The organism is Pseudomonas sp. Ga0074129, assembly GCA_001465025.1.
Classification (GTDB): Bacteria; Pseudomonadota; Gammaproteobacteria; order Pseudomonadales; family Pseudomonadaceae; genus Aquipseudomonas.
Genome location: LNDO01000108.1, coordinates 15466 through 39722, shown reverse-complemented (window position 1 = coordinate 39722; position 24257 = coordinate 15466). Strand labels below are relative to the sequence as shown.

Genomic DNA, 24257 nt, shown 5'->3' with positions numbered 1-24257 from the left:
CAGTGGTGAGCCTAACAAATCATCTTCTGTCGTGGAGCGCCCATGTACTGGCCTGAGTTTTTTACCGTTGCCCTTATTCACCTGCTGGCTGTGGCCAGCCCAGGGCCTGACTTTGCCATTGTGGTGCGAGAAAGCGTGGCGTATGGGCGGCGTGCGGGTGTGTTCAGTGCGCTGGGTGTGGGGTGCGGGATTTTCATTCACGTAGCGTATTCGCTGCTCGGCATAGGCTTGATCGTGTCGCAGTCGATTGTGCTCTTTAACGCCTTAAAGTGGCTGGCGGCGGCGTACTTGCTGTACATCGGGATCAAAGCGTTGCGGGCTAAACCGGTCAGTGCTGGTCAGGCTGAGTTGAATCGGTTCGGGAGTGCGCGAACGGCTCGCGCGGCCTTTACAGCCGGCTTTGTGACTAATGGTCTAAATCCCAAGGCAACGTTGTTCTTTCTGTCGTTGTTTACCGTGGTGATTAACCCGCACACGCCGTTGCCAGTGCAGGCGGGGTATGGTGTTTATCTGGCTTTGGCCACGGCGCTGTGGTTTTGCTTGGTTGCTCAGCTATTTAGTCACCAACGCGTGCGCGCAGGCTTTTCGCGGCTAGGGCATTGGTTTGATCGGCTGATGGGCGTCGTGCTGGTGGGGTTGGGTGTGAAGCTGGCATTTAGCGAATTACGTTAGACAATCTGCTTAAATGAAAACGCCCCGCATCAGCGGGGCGTTTTCATTCTGTGCTGTTACTCGTCTTTGCCTTTGCTGCGCATAGCGCGCTGCACTTCGCGATCGGCGTCACGTTCTTTCTCGGTGTGGCGCTTGTCGAAGTCCTTCTTGCCCTTGGCCAGGGCGATTTCGCACTTGATCAGGTGAGCCTTCCAATACAGTGAAGTGGCGATGCAGGTGTAGCCCTTCTGCTGTACGGCGCCGAACAGTTTGTCCAGCTCGCGCTTGTTGAGCAGCAGCTTGCGCGTGCGGATAGGGTCCGCGATCACGTGGGTGCTGGCGGTTTTCAGGGGGGTAATGTGGCAACCCATCAGCCAGGCTTCACCGTCTTTGAGCAGCACGTAGCTGTCGACCAGTTGGGCCTTGCCAGCGCGCAGACTCTTCACTTCCCAACCAGACAGGACCAAACCTGCCTCAAAGCGGGATTCGACAAAGTAGTCATGCATCGCCTTCTTGTTTTGCGCGATGGTGCCTTGCGGGTGTTTCTTTTGTTTAGCCATAGGGCGCGCATTATAGGGAGTCGTCAGCCTGCGCGCTATGCGTGCAGTGCGGCAAAACGCGTATGGATTTACTCAGGGTTGGCAGCCGTGCTTGAGCCGCTCTGGTGAATCCTCGACAATGCACGATCTTTTTTTCGTAAAGCGGATCAGCCGAGCATGGCGAACGACAAGGTTTCAATACACGGCGCGTGGGCCAGTCGCTGGGTTTTTATTCTGGCAGCAACCGGTTCGGCCGTGGGCTTGGGCAATATTTGGAAGTTCCCCTACATGACGGGCATGTATGGCGGCGGGGCATTCGTGATGATGTACCTGGTGTGCATCTTTATGGTGGGCTTGCCGATCATGCTGGCGGAGACGCTGATTGGCCGGCGTGGCAGGCAGAGTCCGGTCAACACGTTAAAGACATTGGCGCTTGAGTCAGGTGCTTCGCCGAAATGGTCTTGGGCAGCGCTGATGGGCATGATCGCCGCTTTGCTGATTTTGTCTTTTTACAGCGTGGTGGCGGGGTGGTCTTTTGATTACATCTTGAGCATGGGCCGCGGTGAGTTTACCGGGGCCAGTGGTGATGCTGCCGGCGCAGCCTTTGGCGCGTTGACGGCTGATCCAGTGCGTCTGACGCTCTGGCATACGCTGTTTATGGTAATCACCGCTTTTGTCATCGCCCGTGGAGTGGTGGCTGGGCTTGAGCGCAGCCTGCGCATCATGATGCCGCTGCTGTTTGTGTTGTTGCTGGTGTTGCTGGCTTACAGCATGACCACTGGCCACTTTATGCAGGGTTTCCATTTTCTCTTTGATTTCCAGCCAGAGCGATTGCTGGATGGCGTACTGGCAGCAATGGGGCACGCTTTTTTCACGCTGAGTGTCGGGGTGGGCTCGATCATGGTGTACGGCGCTTATATGCCGAAAAATGCATCGATTGGCGGCACGATTTTGACTGTTGGCATTCTCGACACTTTGGTGGCGTTGACTGCCGGGTTAGCGCTCTTTCCGATTGTTTTTGCTGCGGGTCTTGAGCCTGGTGCCGGGCCTGGGCTGATGTTTGTCACGTTGCCTGTGGCGTTCGGCAACATTGCCTTCGGGCAGTTGATGGGCACGGTGTTCTTTGTGTTGGTGCTGATCGCTGCCTGGACTTCCTCCATTTCAATGCTGGAGCCCGCTGTTGCCTATCTGGTTGAGCGCACCAAGCGCAGCAGAGTGCTCGTGACCAGCGTACTGGCCCTGTTGTGCTGGGTAGTGGGTATGGGGACGGTTTTATCTTTCAACCTGGGCGCTGAAGCCAAGTTTTTTGTCTTCGCCGACGATGGCTTCCATCTGTTCCAGTGGGGCGCCGAAGGCGGTCGAAACTTCTTTGACACCATCGATTACCTGACCAGTCGCATTCTTCTACCGCTGGGTGGCTTGGCCTTTGCGATTTTTGCAGGGTGGGTACTCAAGCGTGAAGTGGTACGCGACGAGTTGGCGATGAAAAGCCCGCTGCTGTTCAGTGTGGTCTACTGGCTTATTCGTGTGGTTGCACCCATTGGCGTGCTGATCGTCTTTATCGCTGAGTTGAGCAAGTGATGCTCGGCGGCTCGTTTAAACAAGTGGTTGTTAAATGAGTACTCATATTCAGCGCTCTGCGCTGCTGCCGTATCCGGCTCGTGCGCTGTTTGACTTGGTTAACGATGTGGCCAGTTACCCTCAGTTCCTGCCGTGGTGTGCGGCGAGTGAGGTGCTGGAGGTGAGTGAGACCCACATGCGTGCCCGTCTTGAAATTGCCAAGGGCGGTCTCAGTCAGCGTTTTGTCACCGCCAATACACTGGTGCCGGGCGAGTTGATCAAGTTGAGCCTGGTCGAAGGGCCGTTTTCTCAGCTCTACGGCCACTGGCAGTTCAAGGCGCTGGGCGATAAGGCCTGCAAAATCAGCCTGGATTTGACGTTTGATTATGCCGGGCCATTGGTGCGCGCCACCCTTGGGCCGCTGTTTAATCAAGCAACCAACACCTTGGTTGATGCGTTTTGTCAGAGGGCCAAGCAGCTCTATGGATAAGCCCAATATCGTGGTTGAGGTTGTTTATGCCCTGGCCGAAAAGCAAAAGTTGCTTCGCCTGAGCTTGCCGCACGGCACTACTGTGCGGCAGGCGGCTCTGCAATCCGGTATGCAGGTGCATTTTCCTGGGCTGGATCTGGCGCACAGTCCGTTAGGAGTTTTCGGTAAGGCGGTTAGTAAGCCGGATGAGCGGGTGCTGGAAGATGGTGAGCGAGTAGAAATCTATCGGCCGCTTATTGCCGACCCGAAAGAGGTGCGTAAACAGCGTGCTGCAAAAGCCGCACAAGCACGCACGGATGAGGCGGAAAAATAGCGTATTGTTTTTGCGCAAATAAAAAAGCCCGGACAAGTCCGGGCTTTTTTATTCACAGAATATTACTGCGGTGCGCTTTCCAGCGGCTCTGGCGTCGGTACCGGTACTACTTTGACGTCGTCTACTTCGCGCTGAATTTGTTCAAGCAGTGAGCCTGCAGCAGGCTTTTCTTCGACCTGAACAGCAGGGCGGGCAGGCGCAGTACTGACATCGCTGTCTTCACCCAGAATCGCCTGGTCGCGGCTTACGCCGGGCATAAAATCACCCGACAAGCCAACCAATTGGTCATCCGAGTTGAAGTTGACGCTCACACGCTCCTGCAGGCGCTTACCGCCACCCGGCTGGATGCTGTAGAGGTAATCCCAGCGATTGGCGTGGAACGTGTCGGTTATGAGCGGGTTGCCCATGATAAACCGTACTTGTCGGCGGGTCATTCCTGGCCGCAACTGGTCTATCATGTCCTGCGTGACGACATTGCCCTGTTGAATGTCGATTTTATAAACCCCGGGGAATGAGCAACCGGCGAGTGCGAGTAGCCCCGTAAGTGAGAGGCTGGTCAGCAGGAGTTTGGTTTTTTGCATCGGTGGGCGACTTCCACTATCTTGGCTGGGCAATATAATCCCGGATCATACCCGCAATAAGAGAAGCTGCGAAGCGGCTTCCGCGAGAAAGCAGACCATGGTTGAAAATAGCGAACTACGCAAGGCTGGCCTGAAAGTAACCCTGCCACGGGTCAAAATTCTGCAGATGCTCGACTCGGCTGGTCAGCGCCACATGAGTGCAGAAGACGTTTATAAATCCCTGATGGAAGCCGGTGACGATGTTGGTCTGGCGACCGTTTACCGGGTTCTGACTCAATTTGAAGCTGCAGGCTTGGTGGTGCGCCATAACTTTGATGGCGGTCACGCTGTGTTTGAGTTGGCTGATAGCGGCCATCACGACCATATGGTGTGTGTGGATTCGGGCGAGGTAATCGAGTTTTTCGATGCTGAGATCGAGCGCCGCCAGAAAGAAATCGTCAAAGAGCACGGTTTTGAGTTGGTCGACCACAACTTGGTGCTGTACGTGCGCAAAAAAGCAGAGTGATTTTGGCTTTAACAAACAAAGGCGATCTAGGTCGCCTTTGTGTTTTTTGCATTATGCGGTCAAGTCTGAGCGCTGCTAACCATCTGCCTGGCATGCGCCAATGATTCATCGGTCAGGTCAACGCCGCCCAGCATGCGTGCTATTTCTTCAACGCGCTGAGTCTGGCTCAGTTTGCTAACCGCGGTGCGGGTGGCGTCGCGCTCACGCACTTTGTGCACAAACAGGTGCTGATGCCCTTGCGCGGCGACCTGCGGTAAGTGGGTAACCGTTAACACCTGACCACGCTCGCCGAGGCGACGCAGCAACTGACCGACGACTTCGGCTGTCGGGCCGCCAATGCCCACGTCCACTTCATCGAATACCAATGTGGGCACGCGTGAAGTCTGTGCGGTGATCACCTGAATCGCCAGACTGATGCGTGACAGCTCGCCGCCGGAAGCCACTTTGGCCAGTGCCTTGAGGGGTTGGCCGGGGTTGGCGCTGACCAGAAACTCGAGTTGCTCAAGGCCGTTGGGGTGAGGTTCATGGCTGGTGTGCGCGGTCAATTTGATGGTGAAACGCCCGCCGGGCATGCCCAGCGTCTGCATTTCTTGTTCGACCGCGCCAGCCAGTTGATTGGCCGCGTTATTGCGCAGCGTGCTGAGCTCCGCTGCTTTTTCCTGGTAATGACGCTCAAAAGCCGCCAGCTCTTCGTTCAGGCGTTCAGCGGCTTGATCATCGGCATTCAGACTTTCCAGCTCTTCAAATAACTGCTGCTGCATCGCTCCCAGTTCGCTGGGCTGGATGCGGTGCTTGCGTGCCAGGGTATAAATCGCGTCCAGGCGTTCTTCCATGTGTTGCAGGCGTTGTGGGTCGGCTTCGAAGTGATCAAGAAAGCGATTTAGCTCGCCGACCGCTTCTTCAACTTGGATTTGGGCGCTGGCCAGCAGATTAATGGCTTCGCTCAATGCGCCGGGTTGACCCTGGAATGCACTCAGACGGTTGAGGCTGTTGGTCAAGGCTGACAGCACGTTGCCGGCGTCATTTTCGCTGCACTGTTCTATCACTAGGCGGCAGGCGCTAAGCAGGCTTTCGGCGTTGGTCAGGTTTTTATGTTCTGACTCCAGCTGTTCAAGCTCGTCTTCGCCCAATGCGAGATTATCGAGTTCTTCCAGTTGATAGCTGAGCAATTGATGGCGCGCGCGCTGTTCGTCGCCGATGTTGGAAATGCGTTCTAGTTCGTTGCGGGTTTGCTTCCAGCGTTGGGCGGCGAGTTGTACCTGGCGTGCCAGCTCTTGGCTGCCAGCATATTCATCGAGCAGGCGACGGTGGGTGTCAGGTTTGAGCAGGGACTGATGTTCGTGTTGGCTGTGAATGTCGATCAGCAGTTCGCCCAACGCCTTGAGGTCACCTTGCGGGCAGGGTGCGCCGTTAATATAGCCGCGCGATCGGCCCTCGGCAGTGATCACTCGGCGCAAAATACACGGGCCATCGTTGTCCAGATCGCGCTCGGCCAGCCAAGCGCGTGCTTCAGGGATATCGCACAAGTCAAAACTGGCAAGAATGTCGGCTTTGTCCGCGCCTGGGCGCACCACGCCGCTGTCGGCGCGATCACCCAGGGTCAGGCCAAGGGCGTCGAGCATAATGGATTTGCCAGCACCGGTTTCACCGCTGATCACGCTCATGCCTGCATCCAGCTCTAGATCAAGGTGTTCAACGATGGCGTAGTTGTGTACGGACAGGTGCACCAGCATGGCGAGGGCCTCCCAAGTTCATGTCTGGTTATTTATACAGTGTTTTTTTGTGGGCTGACAATCCGCTCTTTCTCCTTGAAAGCATTTTTTTTGACCCCATATACCGGTCAGACACGTGAGTTGCGGCTCGCGTCGAATTTTACGAGGAGAGACTCATGGCTGACGAACAGACCCTGGATACGCAGAATCCCGATGTACAAACAGCTGCCGAAGCGGCTGCGGGCGATGACCTGGTTGCCCGCGTGCACGCGCTGGAAGAGCAACTGGCCACTGCGCAGGATCAGTCGCTGCGCATGGCTGCCGATTTGCAGAACGTGCGCCGCCGCGCCGAGCAGGATGTCGAAAAGGCGCACAAGTTTGCCCTAGAGAAGTTTGCCAGCGACTTGCTGCCGGTGGTCGACAGCCTGGAGCGCGGCCTTGAGCTGTCGAGCCCGGATGACGAGGCCATCAAGGCTGTACGTGAGGGCATGGAGCTGACGCTCAAGCTGTTTAACGACACGCTCAAGCGTTATCAATTGGAAGTGATTGATCCGCACGGTGCGCCGTTCAATGCCGAGCATCACCAGGCGATGGCGATGCAGGAAAGTACCAATCTTGAGCCTAACAGCGTGCTCAAGGTGTTCCAGAAGGGCTACATGCTCAATGGTCGCCTGCTGCGCCCCGCCATGGTGGTGGTCAGCAAGGCACCGGCGCAAACGCCTCCTTCGATTGATGAGCAGGCTTGAAATTTACCAAGCCGCCCCCATTAAACAGTCAAGCGTTTTAGTGCTACCGCCGCTGACCAGTTACAGCGGCGCAATTATCAAAGTTTCGGGAGAATGAATATGGGCAGAATTATTGGTATCGACCTGGGGACCACCAACTCCTGCGTCTCGATTTTGGAAAACGGCACCGTCAAAGTAATCGAAAACGCTGAAGGCGCGCGTACCACGCCGTCGATCATTGCGTATGCCAACGATGGTGAAATCCTCGTCGGTCAGTCGGCCAAGCGCCAAGCAGTGACCAACCCGCACAACACCCTGTATGCGGTGAAGCGTCTGATCGGTCGTCGTTTTGATGAAGACGTCGTACAGAAAGATATCCAGATGGTGCCTTACAAGATCGCCAAAGCAGACAACGGCGACGCTTGGGTTGAAGTGAACGGCCAGAAGATGGCTCCGCCACAAATCTCGGCTGAAATTCTGAAGAAGATGAAGAAAACCGCCGAAGACTACCTCGGCGAGCCAGTGACCGAGGCGGTGATCACCGTGCCGGCTTACTTCAACGACAGCCAGCGCCAGGCCACTAAAGACGCCGGTCGCATTGCCGGTCTGGACGTTAAGCGCATTATCAACGAGCCGACTGCGGCTGCCCTGGCTTATGGCATGGACAAAGCCAAAGGCGACCACACTGTCATCGTTTATGACCTGGGTGGCGGTACCTTCGACGTGTCGGTGATCGAGATTGCCGAAGTTGATGGCGAGCACCAGTTTGAAGTGTTGGCCACCAACGGTGACACCTTTCTCGGCGGTGAAGACTTTGACATTCGTCTGATCGACTATCTCGTCGACGAATTCAAGAAAGAAAGCGGTATGAACCTCAAAGGTGATCCGCTGGCCATGCAGCGCCTGAAAGAAGCTGCTGAGAAAGCCAAGATCGAGTTGTCGTCGAGCCAGTCGACCGACGTCAACCTGCCGTACATCACTGCAGATGCCACCGGTCCTAAGCACCTGAACGTGAAGATCTCGCGTGCCAAGCTGGAATCGCTGGTTGAAGACTTGGTGCAGCGCACCATTGAGCCTTGCCGTATCGCGCTGAAAGACGCTGGTATCGACATCGCTGCGATCAATGATGTGATCCTGGTTGGCGGTCAGACCCGCATGCCGTTGGTGCAGAAGCTGGTTACCGATTTCTTCGGTAAAGAAGCGCGCAAAGACGTCAACCCGGACGAGGCCGTGGCCATGGGCGCAGCTATTCAGGGCGCGGTGCTGGCTGGTGACGTCAAGGACGTACTGCTGCTGGACGTTTCCCCGCTGACCCTGGGTATTGAAACCATGGGCGGTGTGATGACCGCACTGATCGAGAAAAACACCACGATCCCGACCAAAAAATCGCAGGTGTTCTCGACTGCCGACGACAACCAGGGCGCAGTGACCATTCACGTACTGCAGGGCGAGCGCAAGCAAGCCAGCGGTAACAAGTCGCTGGGTAAGTTCGACCTGGCCGAGATTCCGCCAGCGCCGCGCGGCGTGCCGCAGATCGAAGTAACCTTCGATATTGACGCCAACGGTATCCTGCATGTAAGTGCCAAGGACAAAGCCACCGGTAAGACTCAGTCCATCGTGATCAAGGCCAACTCGGGTCTGTCCGAGGAAGAGATCCAGCAGATGGTGCGTGACGCCGAAGCAAACGCTGAGGAAGACCGCAAGTTTGAAGAGCTGGCCGGTGCGCGCAACCAAGGTGATCAACTGGTGCACGCCACCCGCAAGATGATTGTCGAGGCGGGCGATAAGGCCACTGCCGATGAGAAAACAGCCATCGAAGCCGCACTGACTGCTCTGGAAGCGGCAGTCAAAGGCGACGACAAGGCCGAAATCGAAGCCAAGATGACCGCGTTGTCTGAAGTGACCGCACCGCTGGCGCAGAAGATGTATGCCGAGCAGCCACAGCCAGGCGCGCAGCCTGCAGGTGGTGAACAAGCCAAGGACGCCGCAGACGACGTAGTCGATGCTGAGTTCGAAGAGGTCAAAGACAACAAGTAAGCGCAAGCTTATACCGCTCTGGCCGGGCGTGGCGCAGGTTGCGCCCGGCATGATCCGTCGCGCGGGAGCTTGCTCCCGCGTTGGCGTGTCTGGAGTAGACGATTTAAAGGTGTTGAAGACTTATGGCTAAACGCGATTTTTACGAAGTGCTCGGTGTTGAGCGCGGTGCCAGTGAAGCGGAGCTGAAAAAGGCCTACCGCCGCCTGGCCATGAAGTACCACCCAGATCGCAACCCTGACGATAAAGCGTCCGAAGAGAAGTTCAAGGAAGCCAATGAGGCTTACGAAGTGCTCTCCGATGCCGCCAAGCGTTCGGCTTATGATCAATACGGGCATGCTGGTGTCGATCCGCAGATGGGCGGCGGCGGTGGCGGTGGCCCAGGTGGTGCGAATTTCTCCGATATTTTCGGCGATGTATTCAGCGATTTCTTCGGGGGCGGTGGTCGCGGCGGTCAACGCGGGGGCGCCCAGCGCGGCAGTGATCTGCGCTACACCCTGGAGTTGGATCTGGAAGAGGCCGTACGCGGCACGACAGTGACCATCCGTGTGCCGACACTGGTTAATTGCAAACCGTGCGATGGCACGGGCGCGAAGAAAGGCACCACGCCGGTGACCTGTACCACCTGTGGCGGTATCGGTCAGGTGCGCATGCAGCAGGGCTTCTTCTCGGTGCAGCAAACCTGTCCGCGCTGCCACGGCACCGGCAAGATGATCACTGATCCCTGTGGTTCCTGCCACGGCCAAGGCCGGGTGGAAGAACATAAAACCTTGTCGGTGAAAGTGCCTGCGGGCGTGGATACCGGCGATCGCATTCGTCTGACCGGCGAAGGTGAGGCGGGCACCATGGGTGGCCCTTCCGGCGATCTGTATGTGGTGGTGAATGTGCGCGAGCACGCCATCTTCCAACGCGACGGCAAGCACCTGTACTGCGAAGTGCCAATCAGTTTTGCCGATGCAGCTCTGGGTGGTGAACTGGAAGTGCCGACGCTGGACGGTCGGGTCAAGCTGAAGATTCCGGAAGGCACGCAGACCGGCAAGATGTTCCGCCTGCGTGGCAAGGGCGTGGCCCCTGTGCGCGGCGGTGGGGCGGGCGACCTGATGTGCAAGGTGGCGGTAGAGACGCCGGTTAACCTGGATCGTCGTCAGCGCGAGTTGCTCGATGAGTTCCGCAAAACCCTGGAAGGTGACAGCTCGCACTCGCCGAAAGCCAATGGCTGGTTCGAGGGTGTAAAGCGCTTCTTTGGCGATCTGTAAATCCCGCTGACAGGCTGCGCGGTCGCTAAACGGCTGCGGCAGCCTGTTGCGACAGCTTGGAGCTGATAGCTATGCAACGTATTGCTGTGATGGGCGCCGCCGGGCGCATGGGCAAGACCCTGATCGAGGCCGTGCAACTGGTCGATGGCGCAAGCCTGAGTGCGGCGATTGATCGTGCCGACAGCAGTTTGGTTGGGGCGGATGTCGGTGAGTTGGTGGCGCAGGGCAAAATCGGCGTCAATCTGTCCGGCGATCTGAGTGCGGTGCTCGATCAGTTCGATGTGCTGATCGATTTCACTCATCCCTCGGTCACCCTAAAGAACTTGGAAATCTGCCGTCAGGCCGGCAAGTCCATGGTGATTGGTACCACCGGTTTTTCCCCGGATGAAAAGCAATTGCTGGCTGAAGCGGGTAAGCAGATCTCCATCGTGTTTGCCGCCAACTTCAGTGTTGGTGTCAATCTGTGCCTGAAGCTGCTGGACACTGCGGCGCGTGTGCTGGGTGATGATGTGGACATCGAAATTATCGAGGCGCATCACCGGCACAAGGTCGACGCACCGTCCGGCACCGCCTTGCGCATGGGGGAGGTGGTGGCCAATGCCTTGGGGCGCGATCTGCAAAAGGTCGCGGTCTATGGTCGCGAAGGCCAGACTGGCGCGCGTGAGCGCGAAACCATTGGTTTTGCCACCGTGCGCGCTGGCGATGTGGTCGGCGATCACACCGTGTTGTTCGCCGCCGATGGCGAGCGCGTAGAGATCACCCACAAAGCGTCGAGTCGCATGACCTTCGCCAAAGGCGCTGTGCGCGCGGCGCAGTGGCTGCAAAATCGCCAGCCAGGGCTGTACGACATGCAGGATGTGCTTGGTTTGAACTGAGTCATGCTGTCGCAGGTGTGACAGTTAACTGCGTCTTGGGTGCAACTGGCGGTGGACCAAAAAGGGACTTTCCTGTAAGCTTTCTGCTTTAGTGTGTCCACTAAAGTTGCGCAGAATGAATCAGATAAAAAAGCGGGGTGACGGTTGATACGTCATCCCGCTTTTTTACAACCTGCGTTTGCTTCACGTTTTAATTTTCGGAGGTTTTCTTGAGTAAGCCAGCCCTTAAACCTGCCATTTTGGCTCTTGCTGATGGCAGTATTTTTCGCGGCGAGGCCATCGGTGCCGATGGCCAAACTATTGGAGAGGTGGTTTTTAACACCGCCATGACCGGCTATCAGGAAATCCTTACCGATCCTTCCTATGCCCAGCAGATTGTCACCCTGACCTATCCGCACATCGGCAACACCGGCACCACGCCGGAAGACGCCGAGTCCAACCGCGTATGGGCAGCCGGCTTGATTATCCGCGACTTGCCGCTGACCTCCAGCAACTGGCGTAACAAACAGCCGCTTGATGAGTACCTCAAGGAAAACGGCACTGTCGCCATCGCCGGTATTGATACCCGCCGCCTGACCCGCATCCTGCGTGAGAAAGGCTCGCAAAACGGCTGCATTCTGGTCGGCGATGACGCCACCGAAGAAAAAGCGCTGGAATTGGCGCGCAGCTTCCCAGGCCTTAAAGGCATGGACCTGGCTAAAGTGGTTAGCTGTACTGAGCGTTACGAGTGGCGCTCCAGTGTGTGGAATTTGCAGGATGACAGCCATCCGGAAATTCCAGCAAGCGAATTGCCGCACCACGTGGTCGCCTACGATTACGGCGTTAAGTGGAACATTCTGCGCATGTTGGTCGAGCGCGGTTGCCGCGTAACGGTCGTGCCGGCGCAAACGCCTGCTAGCGATGTGCTTGCGCTGAATCCAGATGGTGTTTTCCTGTCCAACGGTCCGGGCGATCCAGAACCGTGCGATTACGCCATTGCTGCGATCAAAGCGGTGTTGGAGACCGATATTCCGGTATTCGGCATCTGCCTCGGCCACCAGTTGCTGGCGCTGGCTTCCGGTGCCAAGACCCTGAAAATGGGCCACGGCCACCACGGTGCCAACCACCCGGTGCAGGATCTGAAAACCGGCGTGGTCATGATCACCAGCCAAAACCACGGTTTTGCCGTGGACGAAAGCAGCCTGCCGAGCAATGTGCGCGCCATTCATAAGTCGCTGTTCGACGGTTCCCTGCAGGGTATCGAGCGTACCGACAAGGACGCCTTCAGCTTCCAAGGTCACCCCGAGGCGAGCCCCGGCCCAGCCGATGTGGCACCGCTGTTCGACCGTTTTATCGAAGCCATGGCCAAGCGCCGTTAAGCCAGCCGACTGACCCAAGGATTCGAGAGAGAGAACATGCCAAAGCGTACAGACATTAAAAGTATCCTGATCCTCGGCGCTGGCCCGATTGTTATCGGCCAGGCTTGCGAGTTCGACTATTCCGGTGCCCAGGCGTGTAAAGCCCTGAAAGAAGAGGGCTACCGCGTCATTCTGGTGAACTCCAACCCCGCCACCATCATGACCGACCCGGCCATGGCCGACGCCACCTACATCGAGCCAATCAAGTGGTCCACTGTGGCCAAGATCATCGAGAAGGAGCGTCCTGATGCTCTGCTGCCGACCATGGGCGGTCAGACTGCGCTGAACTGCGCACTGGACTTGGAAAAGCACGGCATTCTGGAAAAATTTGGCGTCGAGATGATCGGTGCCAACGCCGACACCATCGACAAGGCTGAAGACCGCTCGCGTTTCGACAAGGCGATGAAAGACATCGGCTTGGCCTGCCCGGTTTCCGGCATTGCGCACAACATGGAAGAAGCCTACGGCGTGCTGGAGAAGGTGGGTTTCCCCTGCATTATCCGTCCGTCCTTCACCATGGGTGGCACTGGCGGCGGTATTGCTTATAACCGTGAAGAGTTTGAAGAAATCTGCGCCCGCGGCCTGGATCTGTCGCCGACCAGCGAGTTGCTGATCGATGAATCGCTGATCGGCTGGAAAGAATACGAAATGGAAGTTGTCCGCGACAAAAAGGACAACTGCATCATCGTCTGCGCCATCGAAAACTTCGACCCGATGGGCGTGCACACCGGTGACTCGATCACTGTTGCGCCGGCGCAAACCCTGACCGACAAGGAATACCAGATCCTGCGTAACGCCTCGCTGGCTGTGCTGCGCGAGATCGGTGTGGAAACCGGTGGTTCCAACGTGCAGTTCGGCATTTGCCCGAACACCGGCCGCATGGTGGTGATCGAGATGAACCCGCGCGTGTCGCGTTCCTCGGCGCTGGCCTCCAAGGCCACCGGTTTCCCGATCGCCAAGATCGCCGCGAAGCTGGCTGTGGGTTACACCCTTGATGAGCTGAGCAACGACATCACCGGTGGCCGCACTCCGGCCTCGTTTGAGCCGGCTATCGACTACGTTGTCACCAAGATCCCGCGTTTCGCCTTCGAGAAGTTCCCCAAGGCCGACGCCCGCTTGACCACGCAAATGAAGTCGGTCGGTGAAGTCATGGCCATCGGCCGCACCTTCCAGGAATCCTTGCAGAAAGCCCTGCGTGGTCTGGAAGTCGGCGTTTCGGGCCTCGATCCGATGCTCGATCTGGCCGATCCTGAAGCCGAAAGCACCCTGCGTCGCGAACTGACCGTGCCAAGTGCTGACCGTATTTGGTACATCGGTGATGCTTTCCGTGCAGGTAAGACGGTTGCCGAAGTCTTCGAACTGACCAATATCGATGAGTGGTTCCTGGTGCAGATCGAAGATCTGATCAAGGACGAAGAACGCATCAAAACGCTGGCACTGTCGAGCATTGATCGTGATGCGATGTACAAGCTCAAGCGCAAAGGCTTCTCCGATATTCGCCTGGCCAAGCTGTTGGGTGTGACCGAGAAAACCCTGCGTAGCCAGCGCCACAAGCTGAAAGTGCTGCCGGTGTACAAGCGCGTGGACACCTGCGCCGCTGAGTTCGCCACTGACACGGCTTACATGTACTCGACCTACGAGGAAGAGTGCGAAGCCAATCCGTCGACGCGCGACAAGATCATGATCCTCGGTGGCGGCCCTAACCGCATTGGTCAAGGTATCGAGTTTGACTATTGCTGCGTGCACGCGGCCCTAGCGCTGCGTGAAGACGGTTACGAGACCATCATGGTCAACTGCAACCCGGAAACCGTATCGACCGACTACGACATTTCTGATCGCCTGTACTTCGAGCCGGTGACTCTGGAAGACGTGCTGGAAATCGTCCGTGTCGAGCAGCCGAAAGGTGTGATCGTGCAGTACGGCGGCCAGACTCCGCTGAAAATTTGCCGCGCCTTGGAAGAAGCTGGTGTGCCGATCATCGGTACCAGCCCTGACGCCATCGACCGCGCCGAAGACCGTGAGCGCTTCCAGCAGATGGTGCAGCGTCTAAACCTGCGTCAGCCGGCTAACGCCACTGCGCGCAGTGAAGATGAAGCGCTGGCGCTGTCGAAAAGCATCGGTTACCCGATGGTGGTGCGTCCGTCCTATGTACTGGGCGGCCGGGCGATGGAAATCGTCTACCAGGAAGACGAACTCAAGCGTTACATGCGTGAAGCGGTGAAGGTTTCCAACGACAGCCCCGTATTGCTCGACCGCTTCCTCAACTGCGCCATTGAAGTGGATGTGGATGCGGTGTGTGACGGCGAGACTGTAGTGATCGGTGCGATCATGCAGCACATTGAGCAGGCTGGCGTGCACTCCGGCGACTCGGCGTGCTCGTTGCCGCCTTACTCGTTGCCGATGCACATCCAGGATGAGATCCGCGAGCAGGTCAAGAAAATGGCCTTGGAGCTGGGTGTCGTCGGCTTGATGAACGTGCAGATGGCCGTTCAGGGTGAGGATATCTTCGTCATCGAAGTGAACCCGCGCGCTTCGCGTACCGTGCCGTTCGTCTCCAAGTGTGTGGGTGTCTCCCTGGCGAAAGTAGCTGCCCGCGTCATGGCCGGTAAGTCGCTGGCTGAGGCTGGGTATGCCAAAGAAATCATCCCGCCGTATTTCAGTGTGAAAGAAGCGGTATTCCCGTTCGCCAAGTTCCCCGGCGTCGACCCTATTCTTGGCCCAGAAATGAAGTCCACGGGTGAAGTCATGGGCGTGGGCGATACCTTCGGTGAAGCCTTCGCCAAAGCTCAGTTGGGTGCCAGCGAAATTCTGCCGAACGCCGGCGTGGCCTTTATCAGTGTGCGCGACGACGATAAGCCCTTGGTGGCAGACGTGGCGCGTGATTTGATCGAGTTGGGTTTTGAAGTGGTGGCGACTGCCGGTACTGCCAAGTTGATTGAGGCCGCAGGCTTGCCTGTGCGCCGCGTGAACAAGGTGACCGAAGGCCGCCCGCACGTGGTCGATATGATCAAGAATGACGAAGTCACGTTGATCATCAACACCACTGAGGGGCGTCAGTCGATTGCTGATTCCTACTCCATTCGTCGTAACGCCCTGCAGCACAAGATTTACTGCACCACCACTATTGCGGCGGGTCAGGCGATCTGTGAGGCGCTGAAGTTCGGTCCCGAGAAGACCGTGCGTCGGCTGCAGGATCTGCATGCAGGAATCAAGGCATGACTAAATACCCCATGACCGTTCAGGGCGCTCGCGCCCTGGAAGAAGAGCATGCGCACTTGACCAAGGTTGTGCGCCCCAAGCTCAGTCAAGACATTGGTACTGCCCGTGAGTTGGGTGACCTTAAGGAAAACGCCGAGTACCACGCTGCACGCGAGCAGCAAGGCATGGTCGAGGCGCGTATCCGCGATATCGAAGGTCGTCTGCAGAATGCAGTGATCATCGATGTCACCACCATTGAGCACACCGGCAAAGTGATCTTTGGCACCACTGTTGAGATTGCCAACTGCGAAACCGATGAGAGCGTGATCTACCAGATCGTGGGTGAGGACGAGGCGGACATCAAGCAACGCAAGATATCCGTTGGCTCACCTATCGCTCGCGCCTTGATCGGTAAGAGCGAAGGCGATGTAGTGGTCGTGCAAACGCCCAGTGGCGCGCTCGAGTATGAGATCGTTGAGGTTCGTCATCTCTAAGCCCGCTGGTCGTGATGCCGGATCAATCAGTTGGCTGCTGGCTCAGACGCTCTGGGTCGGTGGCCTCTGGTTGCTGCATTTTCTGCTGCTGCCGGCCATTGCCCATGCAGGCTTGGCGTCGTTGCTGGTGGAAGAAATCAGTAATGCGCTACGGCCACTGCTGATGGGTTTGGCGGCTGTTTGTGCAGGTCTGCAGGTGTTTGTGCTGGTGCGCGCTAAGGGGCTGAGCAGCTTGTGGCGCGATACCCGTGGGCATTTGCTGATAGCTGTCGAGGTGATGGCTGGCAGTTACATTGCTGTACGCCAGTTGGTTGCTACGGCCGACCTCTGGCTGATGTTCAGCTACTTGGCGGTGGCATTCTGCGGCTTACTGCTGGTGTTACAGCCTCCGCCAGTAAGAGCGCAAGACGAAGTGTAGCAAGAGCTTGCCTGCAAGGTGCTTGACGCACCTTGCGCGGCAAATGCATCAGCCTTGGTGGCGATGCACGTTTGACAGGTTCTTGTTGACCTTAGGATTTTTGCGATAGATCAGTGCCATTTTACCGATCACTTGTACGGTTTCGGCTTTGCCGGCTTTGCACAGCTCGCTAATGGCCGCCAAGCGATCTTCACGCTCAATGATGCGCAATTGCACTTTAATCAGTTCATGATCGCTCAGTGCGCGCTCCAGTTCGGCGAGCACACCTTCGGTCAAACCATTGTCGGCCACGATCAATACAGGCTTTAGGTGGTGGCCGATAGATTTGAATTGTTTCTTCTGCTCTTGAGTGAGCGGCATAATCTGATTCCTGCATTTAATCTGATAAAAAACGGCGATTAGTTTACCCGAGCGTCTTCGGGACCGCCCAGATATTCATGCGTTGCACAGTTCGAGGTATTGCGTGGCCCGTTCCAAGACCAGTCAAGGTTGGCTGAAAGAGCACTTCAACGACCCCTACGTCAAAATGGCGCAAAAGGATGGTTATCGTTCGCGCGCCAGTTACAAACTGCTTGAGATTCAGGAGAAGGATCGCATCCTTAGGCCTGGCATCACTGTAGTCGATCTTGGTGCCGCACCTGGTGGTTGGTCTCAGGTCACCAGTCGAGTGATCGGTGACAAGGGGCGGCTGATCGCGTCAGATATTCTGGAAATGGACAGCATTCCCGATGTCAATTTCATCCAAGGTGACTTTACCGACGATGAGGTGTTCGCAAAGATCCTTGAGGCAATCGGTAATCAGCCGGTAGACCTTGTGATTTCAGACATGGCCCCCAATATGAGTGGGGTGAGAGAGTCGGATCAGCCTCGCGCGATGTACCTCTGCGAGCTGGCGCTGGATTTGTCGTCTCGGGTGTTGCGGCCAGGCGGTGATTTTCTGATCAAGATCTTCCAAGGCGAAGGCTTTGATCTCTACCACAAGCAGGTGCGACAGATGTTCGACAAGGTGCAGATGCGCAAGCCGCTTTCTTCACGTGATCGCTCGCGAGAGCAGTACATGCTCGCGCGTGGCTTTCGCGGTATTTGAAGGCTGCTGAGTGACTCTGCGAATTGTTTTGCGCGTACGCGGTCCTAATGCAAATAAAGGGTTACAGACGGTGCCTGCCAGGGGTGGGCGTTGTGTAGTAAGTTAGACCGGTACATAACTGGTCGTCATGCGAAGCGCGCTTCAGCAAGGGGCCTGCTTCAGAGGGTAGTAAATTGAACGACATGGCAAAGAATCTGGTCCTGTGGTTGATCATCGCAGCCGTTTTGGTAACGGTGATGAACAATTTCTCCAGCCCGAGTGAGACGAACAAACTCAATTACTCGCAGTTCATCCAGCAGGTGCAGGATGGCGGTGTCAAGCGAGTCACCGTCGATGGTTTCATTATCAGCGGCACACGCATTGACGGCTCGTCATTCGAAACCGTACGGCCTGCGATTCAGGACAATGGCCTGATCAAGGATCTGATGGACAATAACGTCGAGATCGTCGGCAAGCAGCCTGAGCAACAGAGCATTTGGACGCAGTTGCTGGTAGCCAGCTTCCCGATTCTGGTGATTATTGCTGTCTTTATGTTCTTCATGCGTCAGATGCAAGGTGGTGCGGGCGGCAAGGGTGGGCCGATGAGCTTCGGTAAATCTAAGGCGCGTTTGCTCTCCGAAGATCAGGTCAAGACAACTTTTGCTGACGTTGCCGGTTGCGACGAGGCTAAAGAAGAAGTCAGTGAGTTGGTTGAGTTCCTGCGTGATCCTGGCAAATTCCAGCGTCTCGGTGGTCGCATACCGCGTGGCGTGTTGATGGTTGGCTCGCCAGGTACCGGTAAAACATTGCTTGCCAAGGCTGTTGCCGGCGAAGCCAAAGTGCCGTTCTTCACCATTTCGGGTTCGGACTTTGTCGAGATGTTCGTCGGTGTCGGTGCGTCCCGTGTGCGTGACATGTTCGAGCAGGCCAAGAAGCACGCACCCTGCATCATCTTTATCGATGAGATCGACGCTGTAGGTCGTCATCGTGGCGCAGGTATGGGCGGTGGTCACGACGAGCGTGAGCAAACACTCAACCAGTTGCTGGTTGAGATGGATGGCTTTGAAATGAATGACGGCATCATCGTGATCGCCGCCACTAACCGTCCGGATGTGCTCGACCCTGCGTTGCTGCGCCCGGGTCGCTTCGACCGTCAGGTTGTGGTTGGCTTGCCTGACATTCGCGGTCGCGAGCAGATTCTCAAAGTCCACATGCGCAAAGTGCCTATGGGCGAAGACGTTGCTCCTGCCGTTATTGCTCGTGGTACGCCAGGTTTCTCTGGTGCTGATCTGGCTAACCTGGTCAACGAGGCGTCACTGTTTGCTGCGCGTGCTGGTAAGCGCGTAGTCGAAATGAAAGAGTTCGAACTGGCCAAAGACAAGATCATGATGGGCGCTGAGCGTAAAACAATGGTCATGTCCGACAAAGAGAAACTGAACACGGCTTATCACGAGGCGGGTCACGCCATCGTGGGTCGTCTGGTGCCTGAGCATGATCCCGTCTACAAAGTGTCGATCATCCCCCGTGGTCGTGCGCTGGGCGTAACGATGTTTCTGCCTGAGGAGGACCGTTACAGTCTCTCCAAGCGCGCGCTGATCAGCCAGATTTGCTCGTTGTTCGGCGGCCGTATCGCTGAAGAAATGACGTTGGGTTTTGATGGTGTGACCACTGGCGCATCCAACGACATCATGCGTGCCACGCAGCTTGCCAAGAACATGGTGACCAAGTGGGGGCTGTCCGAGAAGCTTGGCCCGCTCATGTATGCGGAGGAGGAGGGTGAAGTCTTCCTTGGTCGCAGTATGGGTAGCAACCAGAGCAACGTTTCTTCTGAAACCGCCAAGTTGATCGATCAGGAAGTGCGCAGCATCATTGATGAGTGCTACGGCACTGCCAAGCAGTTGCTTCAAGCAAACCGTGACAAGCTCGACGCCATGGCAGAAGCACTGATGAAGTATGAAACCATTGATGCCGAACAAATCGACGACATCATGAATGGCCTAGACCCTCGTGATCCCAAAGGCTGGCAGGGTAATGACAGCGGTGGTGGCACGCCGACTGCGCCTGTAGCCGTGGTCGAGTCTGTGGAAAAACCCATCGGTGGTCCGGCCGCTGAGCTCTAAGGTTCTTCATGTCTGATGTGTCACCTTTCGGCCGGCTACCTTGTGGTAGCCGGCTTCTTGATTTAAGCCGTCCGCATGTGATGGGCATTCTTAATGTCACGCCCGACTCGTTTTCTGATGGGGGGCGTTTTGGTCAGCGTGACATGGCTTTGCGACATGCCGAAGCCATGCTGCTTGCAGGTGCCACGCTCATTGATGTGGGTGGCGAGTCAACGCGTCCAGGTGCGCGTGCGGTGTCGACGACTGAAGAGCTTGAGCGGGTTGCGCCTGTTGTTGAAGCTATTGCGGCGGAGCTTGATGTCATTATTTCGGTAGATACCTCGACGCCAGCGGTTATGCGTGAGGCGGCTCGCTTAGGTGCTGGATTAATCAATGACGTTCGCGCCCTGCAGCGCGACGGCGCACTTGATGCAGTGCGCGATACAGGATTGCCTGTATGCCTCATGCACATGCGTGGCGAGCCCGGCAGCATGCAGGACAGTCCTCAATACGCCGATGTAGTCGCGCAAGTCAGTGATTTTTTGCTTGAGCGCATGATCGCGTGTGAGTCCGAAGGGATTGCACGTGACCGCATCATTCTCGACCCGGGCTTCGGCTTTGCAAAAAATCTTCAGCACAACCTCTCGCTGTTTAAACATTTAGCAAAACTGCATGTGCTCGGGCGTCCACTGCTGGTTGGGGTATCGCGCAAGAGCATGATTGGGCAAGCGCTCGGGCGTGAGGTGGGTGGTCGTCTTTCTGGCAGTCTGGCGTTGGCTGCATTAGGTATTAGCAAGGGAGCTCGCATACTGCGAGTTCACGATGTTGCGGAAACGGTTGATGTTGTTCGCATGATAGCTGCGGTTGAAGCGGCTGAATAAGTTAGAAGGATTTGCGCAATGAGTAGAAAATTTTTTGGCACCGATGGTATTCGGGGTCGTGTGGGCGATTTCCCAATTACTCCTGACTTTATGCTCAAGCTCGGTTGGGCGGCCGGTATGGCGTTTCGTAAGCAAGGCAAATGCCGCATTTTGATTGGCAAAGACACGCGCATTTCCGGTTACATGTTTGAGTCAGCGCTTGAGGCTGGGCTTTCTGCGGCGGGTGCTGACGTTATGCTGCTCGGGCCGATGCCTACGCCGGCCATTGCCTATCTCACGCGAACCTTTCAGGCCGAGGCAGGTATTGTCATCAGTGCGTCGCATAATCCACATCATGACAACGGCATCAAATTCTTCTCAGGTCAGGGCACTAAGTTGCCGGATGAGATTGAGATGATGATTGAAGAGCTGCTTGATCAGCCCATGACCGTGGTGGAGTCGGATCAGCTTGGTAAAGTTTCGCGTATCAATGACGCGGCGGGGCGCTACATCGAGTTCTGTAAGAGCAGTGTGCCTAGCAGTACAAGTTTTGCGGGTTTGAAGGTTGTAGTCGATTGCGCTCATGGTGCCGCCTATAAGGTTGCGCCGAGTGTTTTTCGCGAGCTAGGGGCGCAGGTAACCGTGTTGTCTGCGCAGCCTAATGGTTTGAATATCAATGACGGTTGTGGCTCGACCCATGTTGAGGCCTTGCAGGCTGAGGTTTTGGCGCAGAAGGCTGATCTGGGTATCGCATTTGATGGTGATGCTGATCGGGTGTTGATGATTGATCACGCAGGCGTCGTGGTGGATGGCGATGAGCTGTTGTTCATTATCGCCCGTGATCTGCAGGAGCGCGGCAAGTTGCAGGGTGGAGTGGTTGGCACCTTGATGAGCAACTTGGGCATGGAGTTGGCGCTGGCAGATCTGGGTATTCCGTTTGTGCGGGCCAAGGTCGGTGACCGTTATGTCATCGCAGAGTTGTTGGCGCGGGAATGGCAGTTAGGTGGCGAGGGTTCAGGGCATCTGGTCTGCTTCCAGCATACGACCACAGGGGATGCCATCATTGCGGCGTTGCAGGTGTTGATGGCATTAAAGCGTCGTGGGCAAACATTAGCTGAAGCGCGGCTGGGCATGCAGAAGTGTCCGCAGGTGTTGATCAATGTTCGCTTTGCGGGTGGGTTGGATCCGCTTGAGCATCCCTTAGTGCAAGAGGCAAGTTCGCGCGTCACAGCGCAAATGGCGGGGCGCGGGCGTGTGCTGTTGCGCAAGTCTGGCACTGAGCCGCTGGTGCGTGTGATGGTTGAAGGTGAGGATGAGGCGCAGGTCCGTAGCTATGCCAATGAATTGGCTGATGTTGTTGCGCACGTATGTGCTTGATTTGGCTTGCCAGTCTGAAAACTGTTGGGTAACATCTGCGCCCTCTTTGACCGACGAGGTAAAGCATGCGTCGCCCAATGGTTGCTGGTAACTGGAAAATGCACGGTACCCGCGCTAGCGTCGCAGAGCTGATCGACGGTCTTTGCAAGCAGGTGTTTCCTGCAGGTGTGGATGTAGCGGTTTTCCCTTCCATGCTGCATGTCTCTCAGGCAGTTGAGGGGTTGTCGGGAGGTGTTGTGATGGTCGGTGCGCAAGATTGTGCCGTTGAATCACAGCAGGGTGCGTTGACCGGTGAGGTGGCTTCGAGTCAGTTGCAAGATGCTCGATGTGTGCTCGTGCTGGTCGGTCACTCGGAGCGAAGGATTTTGCTGGGTGAGTCTGATGAGCTTGTGGTGCGCAAGTTTGCCGCTGCACAGTCTTCAGGTCTTATTCCGGTGCTGTGTGTGGGTGAGACGCTTGCGCAGCGTCAGGCTGGCGAAACCCTAGCTGTTGTTGCTTCGCAAGTTTCTGCAGTGATTGGTGCTTTGGGTGTGGAAGTGTTTGATTGTGCTGTTATTGCCTATGAGCCGGTTTGGGCGATTGGTACGGGTCTGACTGCTTCGCCTGAGCAGGCGCAAGAAGTTCATGCGGCTATTCGTGAGCAGCTTGCCAAGTGCGATGCGGTACTGGCGAGCAAAGTAAGAATTTTGTATGGCGGCAGTGTTAAGGCCGTAACTGCTACCGAGCTTTTCGGTATGCCTGATATAGATGGAGGGCTTGTGGGTGGAGCCTCTCTGAATGCGGATGAGTTCGGTGCGATCTGTCGCGCCGCAGGAAGTTAAGAAAATGCTGGAAACAGTCATCGTTGTACTTCATCTGCTGGGCGCTATTGCCGTTGTTGTTCTGGTTCTCTTGCAGCAAGGTAAGGGTGCTGATGCAGGCGCATCTTTTGGTGGTGGTGCGTCCACTACCGTATTCGGCAGTCAAGGAAGTGCTACCTTTTTGAGTCGAGTTACTGCTATACTTGCAGCCGGTTTTTTCATGACTAGCTTGGGTTTAGCGTTCTTTGCTAAAGATAAAGCTGACGGCTTGGCTCAGGTTGGTTTGCCTGATCCAGCTGTGCTAGAAGTGCAACAGGCTAAGCCAGCTGTTGAAGATGTACCTGTTCTGGAAGCAACTAAGCCGGCGGTTGATGCGGTGGACGTACCTCAAGCTCCTGAGCAGCAGTAATAGCAACACGCTTTATGTTGTAAACGATTTTGCCGAGGTGGTGGAATTGGTAGACACGCTACCTTGAGGTGGTAGTGGCCATAGGCTGTAGGGGTTCGAGTCCCCTCCTCGGTACCAATTTTCAAAAAGGCCCGCTAAATGCGGGCCTTTTTGTTGCTGGAGTGTCGATTGACCCTGGATGAGGTTCGGTCGTATAATCCGGCCCCAGCTTTGATGTGGGATTGAGCAGTAAAGTCGCTCCTCGGATTAAACCCCGACGCTGGCTGGGTTAACCAGCCCCCGCATTGAATTGCAGAGGAGCCCCTTGAAAGGGGCTTTTTGCTAGCTGGACGACAGCTTTGCCGGCCTTTATAGGGCGGTTTGATGATGGGCGATTCGCCCATTTTTTATTTTTACAGCATGCGCGAGGGGTTCAGGTGTCGAGCAAGCTAGAACAGTTGCAGGCCTTGGTGGCTCCGGTAGTCGAGGCTCTTGGCTATCAATGCTGGGGTGTCGAGTTCCTGTCACAAGGGCGGCATTCTTTGCTGCGAATTTATATTGATAAGCAGCCTGATGGCGTTGTTATCGAAGACTGCGAAATTGTCAGTCGGCAGATCAGCGGTGTCCTCGATGTCGAGGATCCAATCACTGCTGAGTACACCCTTGAGGTGTCATCACCAGGTATGGATCGGCCGTTGTTCACGATTGAGCAGTTCGCCAGTCATGCCGGTGAGCAAGTAAAAATCAAGCTGCGCTCGCCTTTTGAAGGGCGACGCAACTTTCAGGGCCTTCTGCGCGGTGTAGAAGAACAGGATGTGGTGGTGCTGGTGGATGACCACGAGTTCCTGTTGCCGATTGAAATGATCGACAAGGCCAACATTATCCCCAGGTTTGATTGAAGCGCGGATCCCGCGAGAGC

24 protein-coding genes and 1 tRNA gene are annotated in these 24257 nt (G+C 56.3%); 21 read left to right on the top strand and 4 right to left on the bottom strand.

Annotation, left to right across the window (positions count from 1 at the left end; genetic code table 11):
- The first annotated feature begins 42 nt into the window (after positions 1 to 42).
- Positions 43 to 672 (top strand): LysE family transporter, encoded by a 630-nt coding sequence (locus AUK77_RS16890; RefSeq protein ID WP_296132010.1) that lies wholly within the window; start codon positions 43 to 45, stop codon positions 670 to 672.
- Positions 673 to 728: 56 nt separating this feature from the next.
- Here AUK77_RS16890 and smpB read toward each other — a convergent pair whose 3' ends face one another.
- Positions 729 to 1211 carry an SsrA-binding protein SmpB gene (gene smpB / locus AUK77_RS16885; protein ID WP_296132006.1) on the bottom strand — a complete coding sequence of 161 codons (483 nt, stop codon included), beginning with the start codon at positions 1209 to 1211 and terminating at the stop codon, positions 729 to 731.
- Positions 1212 to 1367: 156 nt separating this feature from the next.
- Between smpB and AUK77_RS16880 the strand changes: the two genes are divergently transcribed.
- The 3 genes from AUK77_RS16880 to AUK77_RS16870 are packed head-to-tail and all read left to right on the top strand — an operon-like array spanning position 1368 to position 3553.
- Positions 1368 to 2771 carry a sodium-dependent transporter gene (locus AUK77_RS16880; protein WP_296132004.1) on the top strand — a complete coding sequence of 468 codons (1404 nt, stop codon included), beginning with the start codon at positions 1368 to 1370 and terminating at the stop codon, positions 2769 to 2771.
- A 34-nt stretch (positions 2772 to 2805) separates the two neighbouring features.
- A complete protein-coding gene (locus AUK77_RS16875; protein WP_296132002.1) occupies positions 2806 to 3240 on the top strand; it encodes a type II toxin-antitoxin system RatA family toxin in 435 nt (144 codons plus the stop codon).
- Complete coding sequence (locus AUK77_RS16870) at positions 3233 to 3553, top strand: RnfH family protein (protein WP_296132000.1); 321 nt, start codon at positions 3233 to 3235, stop codon at positions 3551 to 3553. The genes AUK77_RS16875 and AUK77_RS16870 overlap by 8 nt, the downstream gene beginning before the upstream one ends.
- 62 nt (positions 3554 to 3615) lie before the next feature.
- On the opposite strand, the gene AUK77_RS16865 is transcribed toward AUK77_RS16870, so the two are convergent.
- Positions 3616 to 4134 carry an outer membrane protein assembly factor BamE gene (locus tag AUK77_RS16865; RefSeq protein WP_296131997.1) on the bottom strand — a complete coding sequence of 173 codons (519 nt, stop codon included), beginning with the start codon at positions 4132 to 4134 and terminating at the stop codon, positions 3616 to 3618.
- Positions 4135 to 4231: 97 nt separating this feature from the next.
- On the opposite strand from AUK77_RS16865, the gene fur reads away from it, so the two are divergent.
- Positions 4232 to 4639 (top strand): ferric iron uptake transcriptional regulator, encoded by a 408-nt coding sequence (gene fur / locus AUK77_RS16860; RefSeq protein ID WP_296131994.1) that lies wholly within the window; start codon positions 4232 to 4234, stop codon positions 4637 to 4639.
- 59 nt (positions 4640 to 4698) lie between these two features.
- Here the strand turns inward: fur and recN are convergent, their stop codons facing one another.
- Positions 4699 to 6372, bottom strand: a complete 1674-nt coding sequence (gene recN, locus AUK77_RS16855; protein WP_296131991.1) for a DNA repair protein RecN — start codon at positions 6370 to 6372, stop codon at positions 4699 to 4701.
- A gap of 155 nt (positions 6373 to 6527) precedes the next feature.
- Between recN and grpE the strand changes: the two genes are divergently transcribed.
- The 8 genes from grpE to AUK77_RS16815 all read left to right on the top strand — a co-directional run bounded on the left by grpE (position 6528) and on the right by AUK77_RS16815 (position 16748).
- On the top strand, positions 6528 to 7097 hold the full coding sequence (gene grpE / locus AUK77_RS16850) for a nucleotide exchange factor GrpE (RefSeq protein WP_296131988.1): 570 nt from the start codon (positions 6528 to 6530) through the stop codon (positions 7095 to 7097).
- Positions 7098 to 7196: 99 nt separating this feature from the next.
- The gene (dnaK, locus tag AUK77_RS16845) at positions 7197 to 9113 is read left to right on the top strand and encodes a molecular chaperone DnaK (RefSeq protein WP_296131985.1); all 1917 of its coding nucleotides are present in this window, start codon (positions 7197 to 7199) and stop codon (positions 9111 to 9113) included.
- 122 nt (positions 9114 to 9235) lie between these two features.
- Positions 9236 to 10366: a molecular chaperone DnaJ gene (dnaJ, locus tag AUK77_RS16840; protein WP_296131983.1), complete on the top strand. Its 1131-nt coding sequence runs from the start codon at positions 9236 to 9238 to the stop codon at positions 10364 to 10366.
- 71 nt (positions 10367 to 10437) lie between these two features.
- A complete protein-coding gene (gene dapB, locus AUK77_RS16835) occupies positions 10438 to 11241 on the top strand; it encodes a 4-hydroxy-tetrahydrodipicolinate reductase (RefSeq protein WP_296131980.1) in 804 nt (267 codons plus the stop codon).
- Between the two features lie 209 nt (positions 11242 to 11450).
- On the top strand, positions 11451 to 12599 hold the full coding sequence (gene carA, locus AUK77_RS16830) for a glutamine-hydrolyzing carbamoyl-phosphate synthase small subunit (protein ID WP_296131978.1): 1149 nt from the start codon (positions 11451 to 11453) through the stop codon (positions 12597 to 12599).
- A gap of 36 nt (positions 12600 to 12635) precedes the next feature.
- Entirely contained in the window at positions 12636 to 15857 is a 3222-nt protein-coding gene (carB, locus tag AUK77_RS16825) for a carbamoyl-phosphate synthase large subunit (protein WP_296131973.1), read from the top strand.
- Positions 15854 to 16330 carry a transcription elongation factor GreA gene (gene greA / locus AUK77_RS16820; RefSeq protein ID WP_296131970.1) on the top strand — a complete coding sequence of 159 codons (477 nt, stop codon included), beginning with the start codon at positions 15854 to 15856 and terminating at the stop codon, positions 16328 to 16330. Before carB ends, greA begins: the two co-directional genes overlap by 4 nt.
- The gene (locus AUK77_RS16815; RefSeq protein ID WP_296131967.1) at positions 16302 to 16748 is read left to right on the top strand and encodes a DUF4149 domain-containing protein; all 447 of its coding nucleotides are present in this window, start codon (positions 16302 to 16304) and stop codon (positions 16746 to 16748) included. Before greA ends, AUK77_RS16815 begins: the two co-directional genes overlap by 29 nt.
- 48 nt (positions 16749 to 16796) lie before the next feature.
- On the opposite strand, the gene yhbY is transcribed toward AUK77_RS16815, so the two are convergent.
- Positions 16797 to 17108, bottom strand: a complete 312-nt coding sequence (yhbY, locus tag AUK77_RS16810) for a ribosome assembly RNA-binding protein YhbY (protein WP_296131965.1) — start codon at positions 17106 to 17108, stop codon at positions 16797 to 16799.
- 103 nt (positions 17109 to 17211) lie between these two features.
- Here yhbY and rlmE point away from each other — a divergent pair, with 103 nt between their 5' ends.
- The 8 genes from rlmE to rimP all read left to right on the top strand — a co-directional run bounded on the left by rlmE (position 17212) and on the right by rimP (position 24237).
- Complete coding sequence (gene rlmE / locus AUK77_RS16805; protein ID WP_296131962.1) at positions 17212 to 17835, top strand: 23S rRNA (uridine(2552)-2'-O)-methyltransferase RlmE; 624 nt, start codon at positions 17212 to 17214, stop codon at positions 17833 to 17835.
- 182 nt (positions 17836 to 18017) lie between these two features.
- The gene (ftsH, locus tag AUK77_RS16800; protein WP_296131960.1) at positions 18018 to 19934 is read left to right on the top strand and encodes an ATP-dependent zinc metalloprotease FtsH; all 1917 of its coding nucleotides are present in this window, start codon (positions 18018 to 18020) and stop codon (positions 19932 to 19934) included.
- Positions 19935 to 19942: 8 nt separating this feature from the next.
- The gene (gene folP / locus AUK77_RS16795) at positions 19943 to 20794 is read left to right on the top strand and encodes a dihydropteroate synthase (protein ID WP_296131957.1); all 852 of its coding nucleotides are present in this window, start codon (positions 19943 to 19945) and stop codon (positions 20792 to 20794) included.
- Positions 20795 to 20812: 18 nt separating this feature from the next.
- The gene (glmM, locus tag AUK77_RS16790) at positions 20813 to 22150 is read left to right on the top strand and encodes a phosphoglucosamine mutase (protein ID WP_296131955.1); all 1338 of its coding nucleotides are present in this window, start codon (positions 20813 to 20815) and stop codon (positions 22148 to 22150) included.
- 65 nt (positions 22151 to 22215) lie between these two features.
- Entirely contained in the window at positions 22216 to 22971 is a 756-nt protein-coding gene (gene tpiA / locus AUK77_RS16785) for a triose-phosphate isomerase (RefSeq protein WP_296131952.1), read from the top strand.
- Positions 22972 to 22975: 4 nt separating this feature from the next.
- On the top strand, positions 22976 to 23359 hold the full coding sequence (gene secG / locus AUK77_RS16780; RefSeq protein ID WP_296131949.1) for a preprotein translocase subunit SecG: 384 nt from the start codon (positions 22976 to 22978) through the stop codon (positions 23357 to 23359).
- A 31-nt stretch (positions 23360 to 23390) separates the two neighbouring features.
- A tRNA-Leu gene (locus tag AUK77_RS16775) sits at positions 23391 to 23476 on the top strand.
- A gap of 299 nt (positions 23477 to 23775) precedes the next feature.
- The gene (rimP, locus tag AUK77_RS16770; RefSeq protein WP_296132031.1) at positions 23776 to 24237 is read left to right on the top strand and encodes a ribosome maturation factor RimP; all 462 of its coding nucleotides are present in this window, start codon (positions 23776 to 23778) and stop codon (positions 24235 to 24237) included.
- Positions 24238 to 24257: the final 20 nt, after the last annotated feature.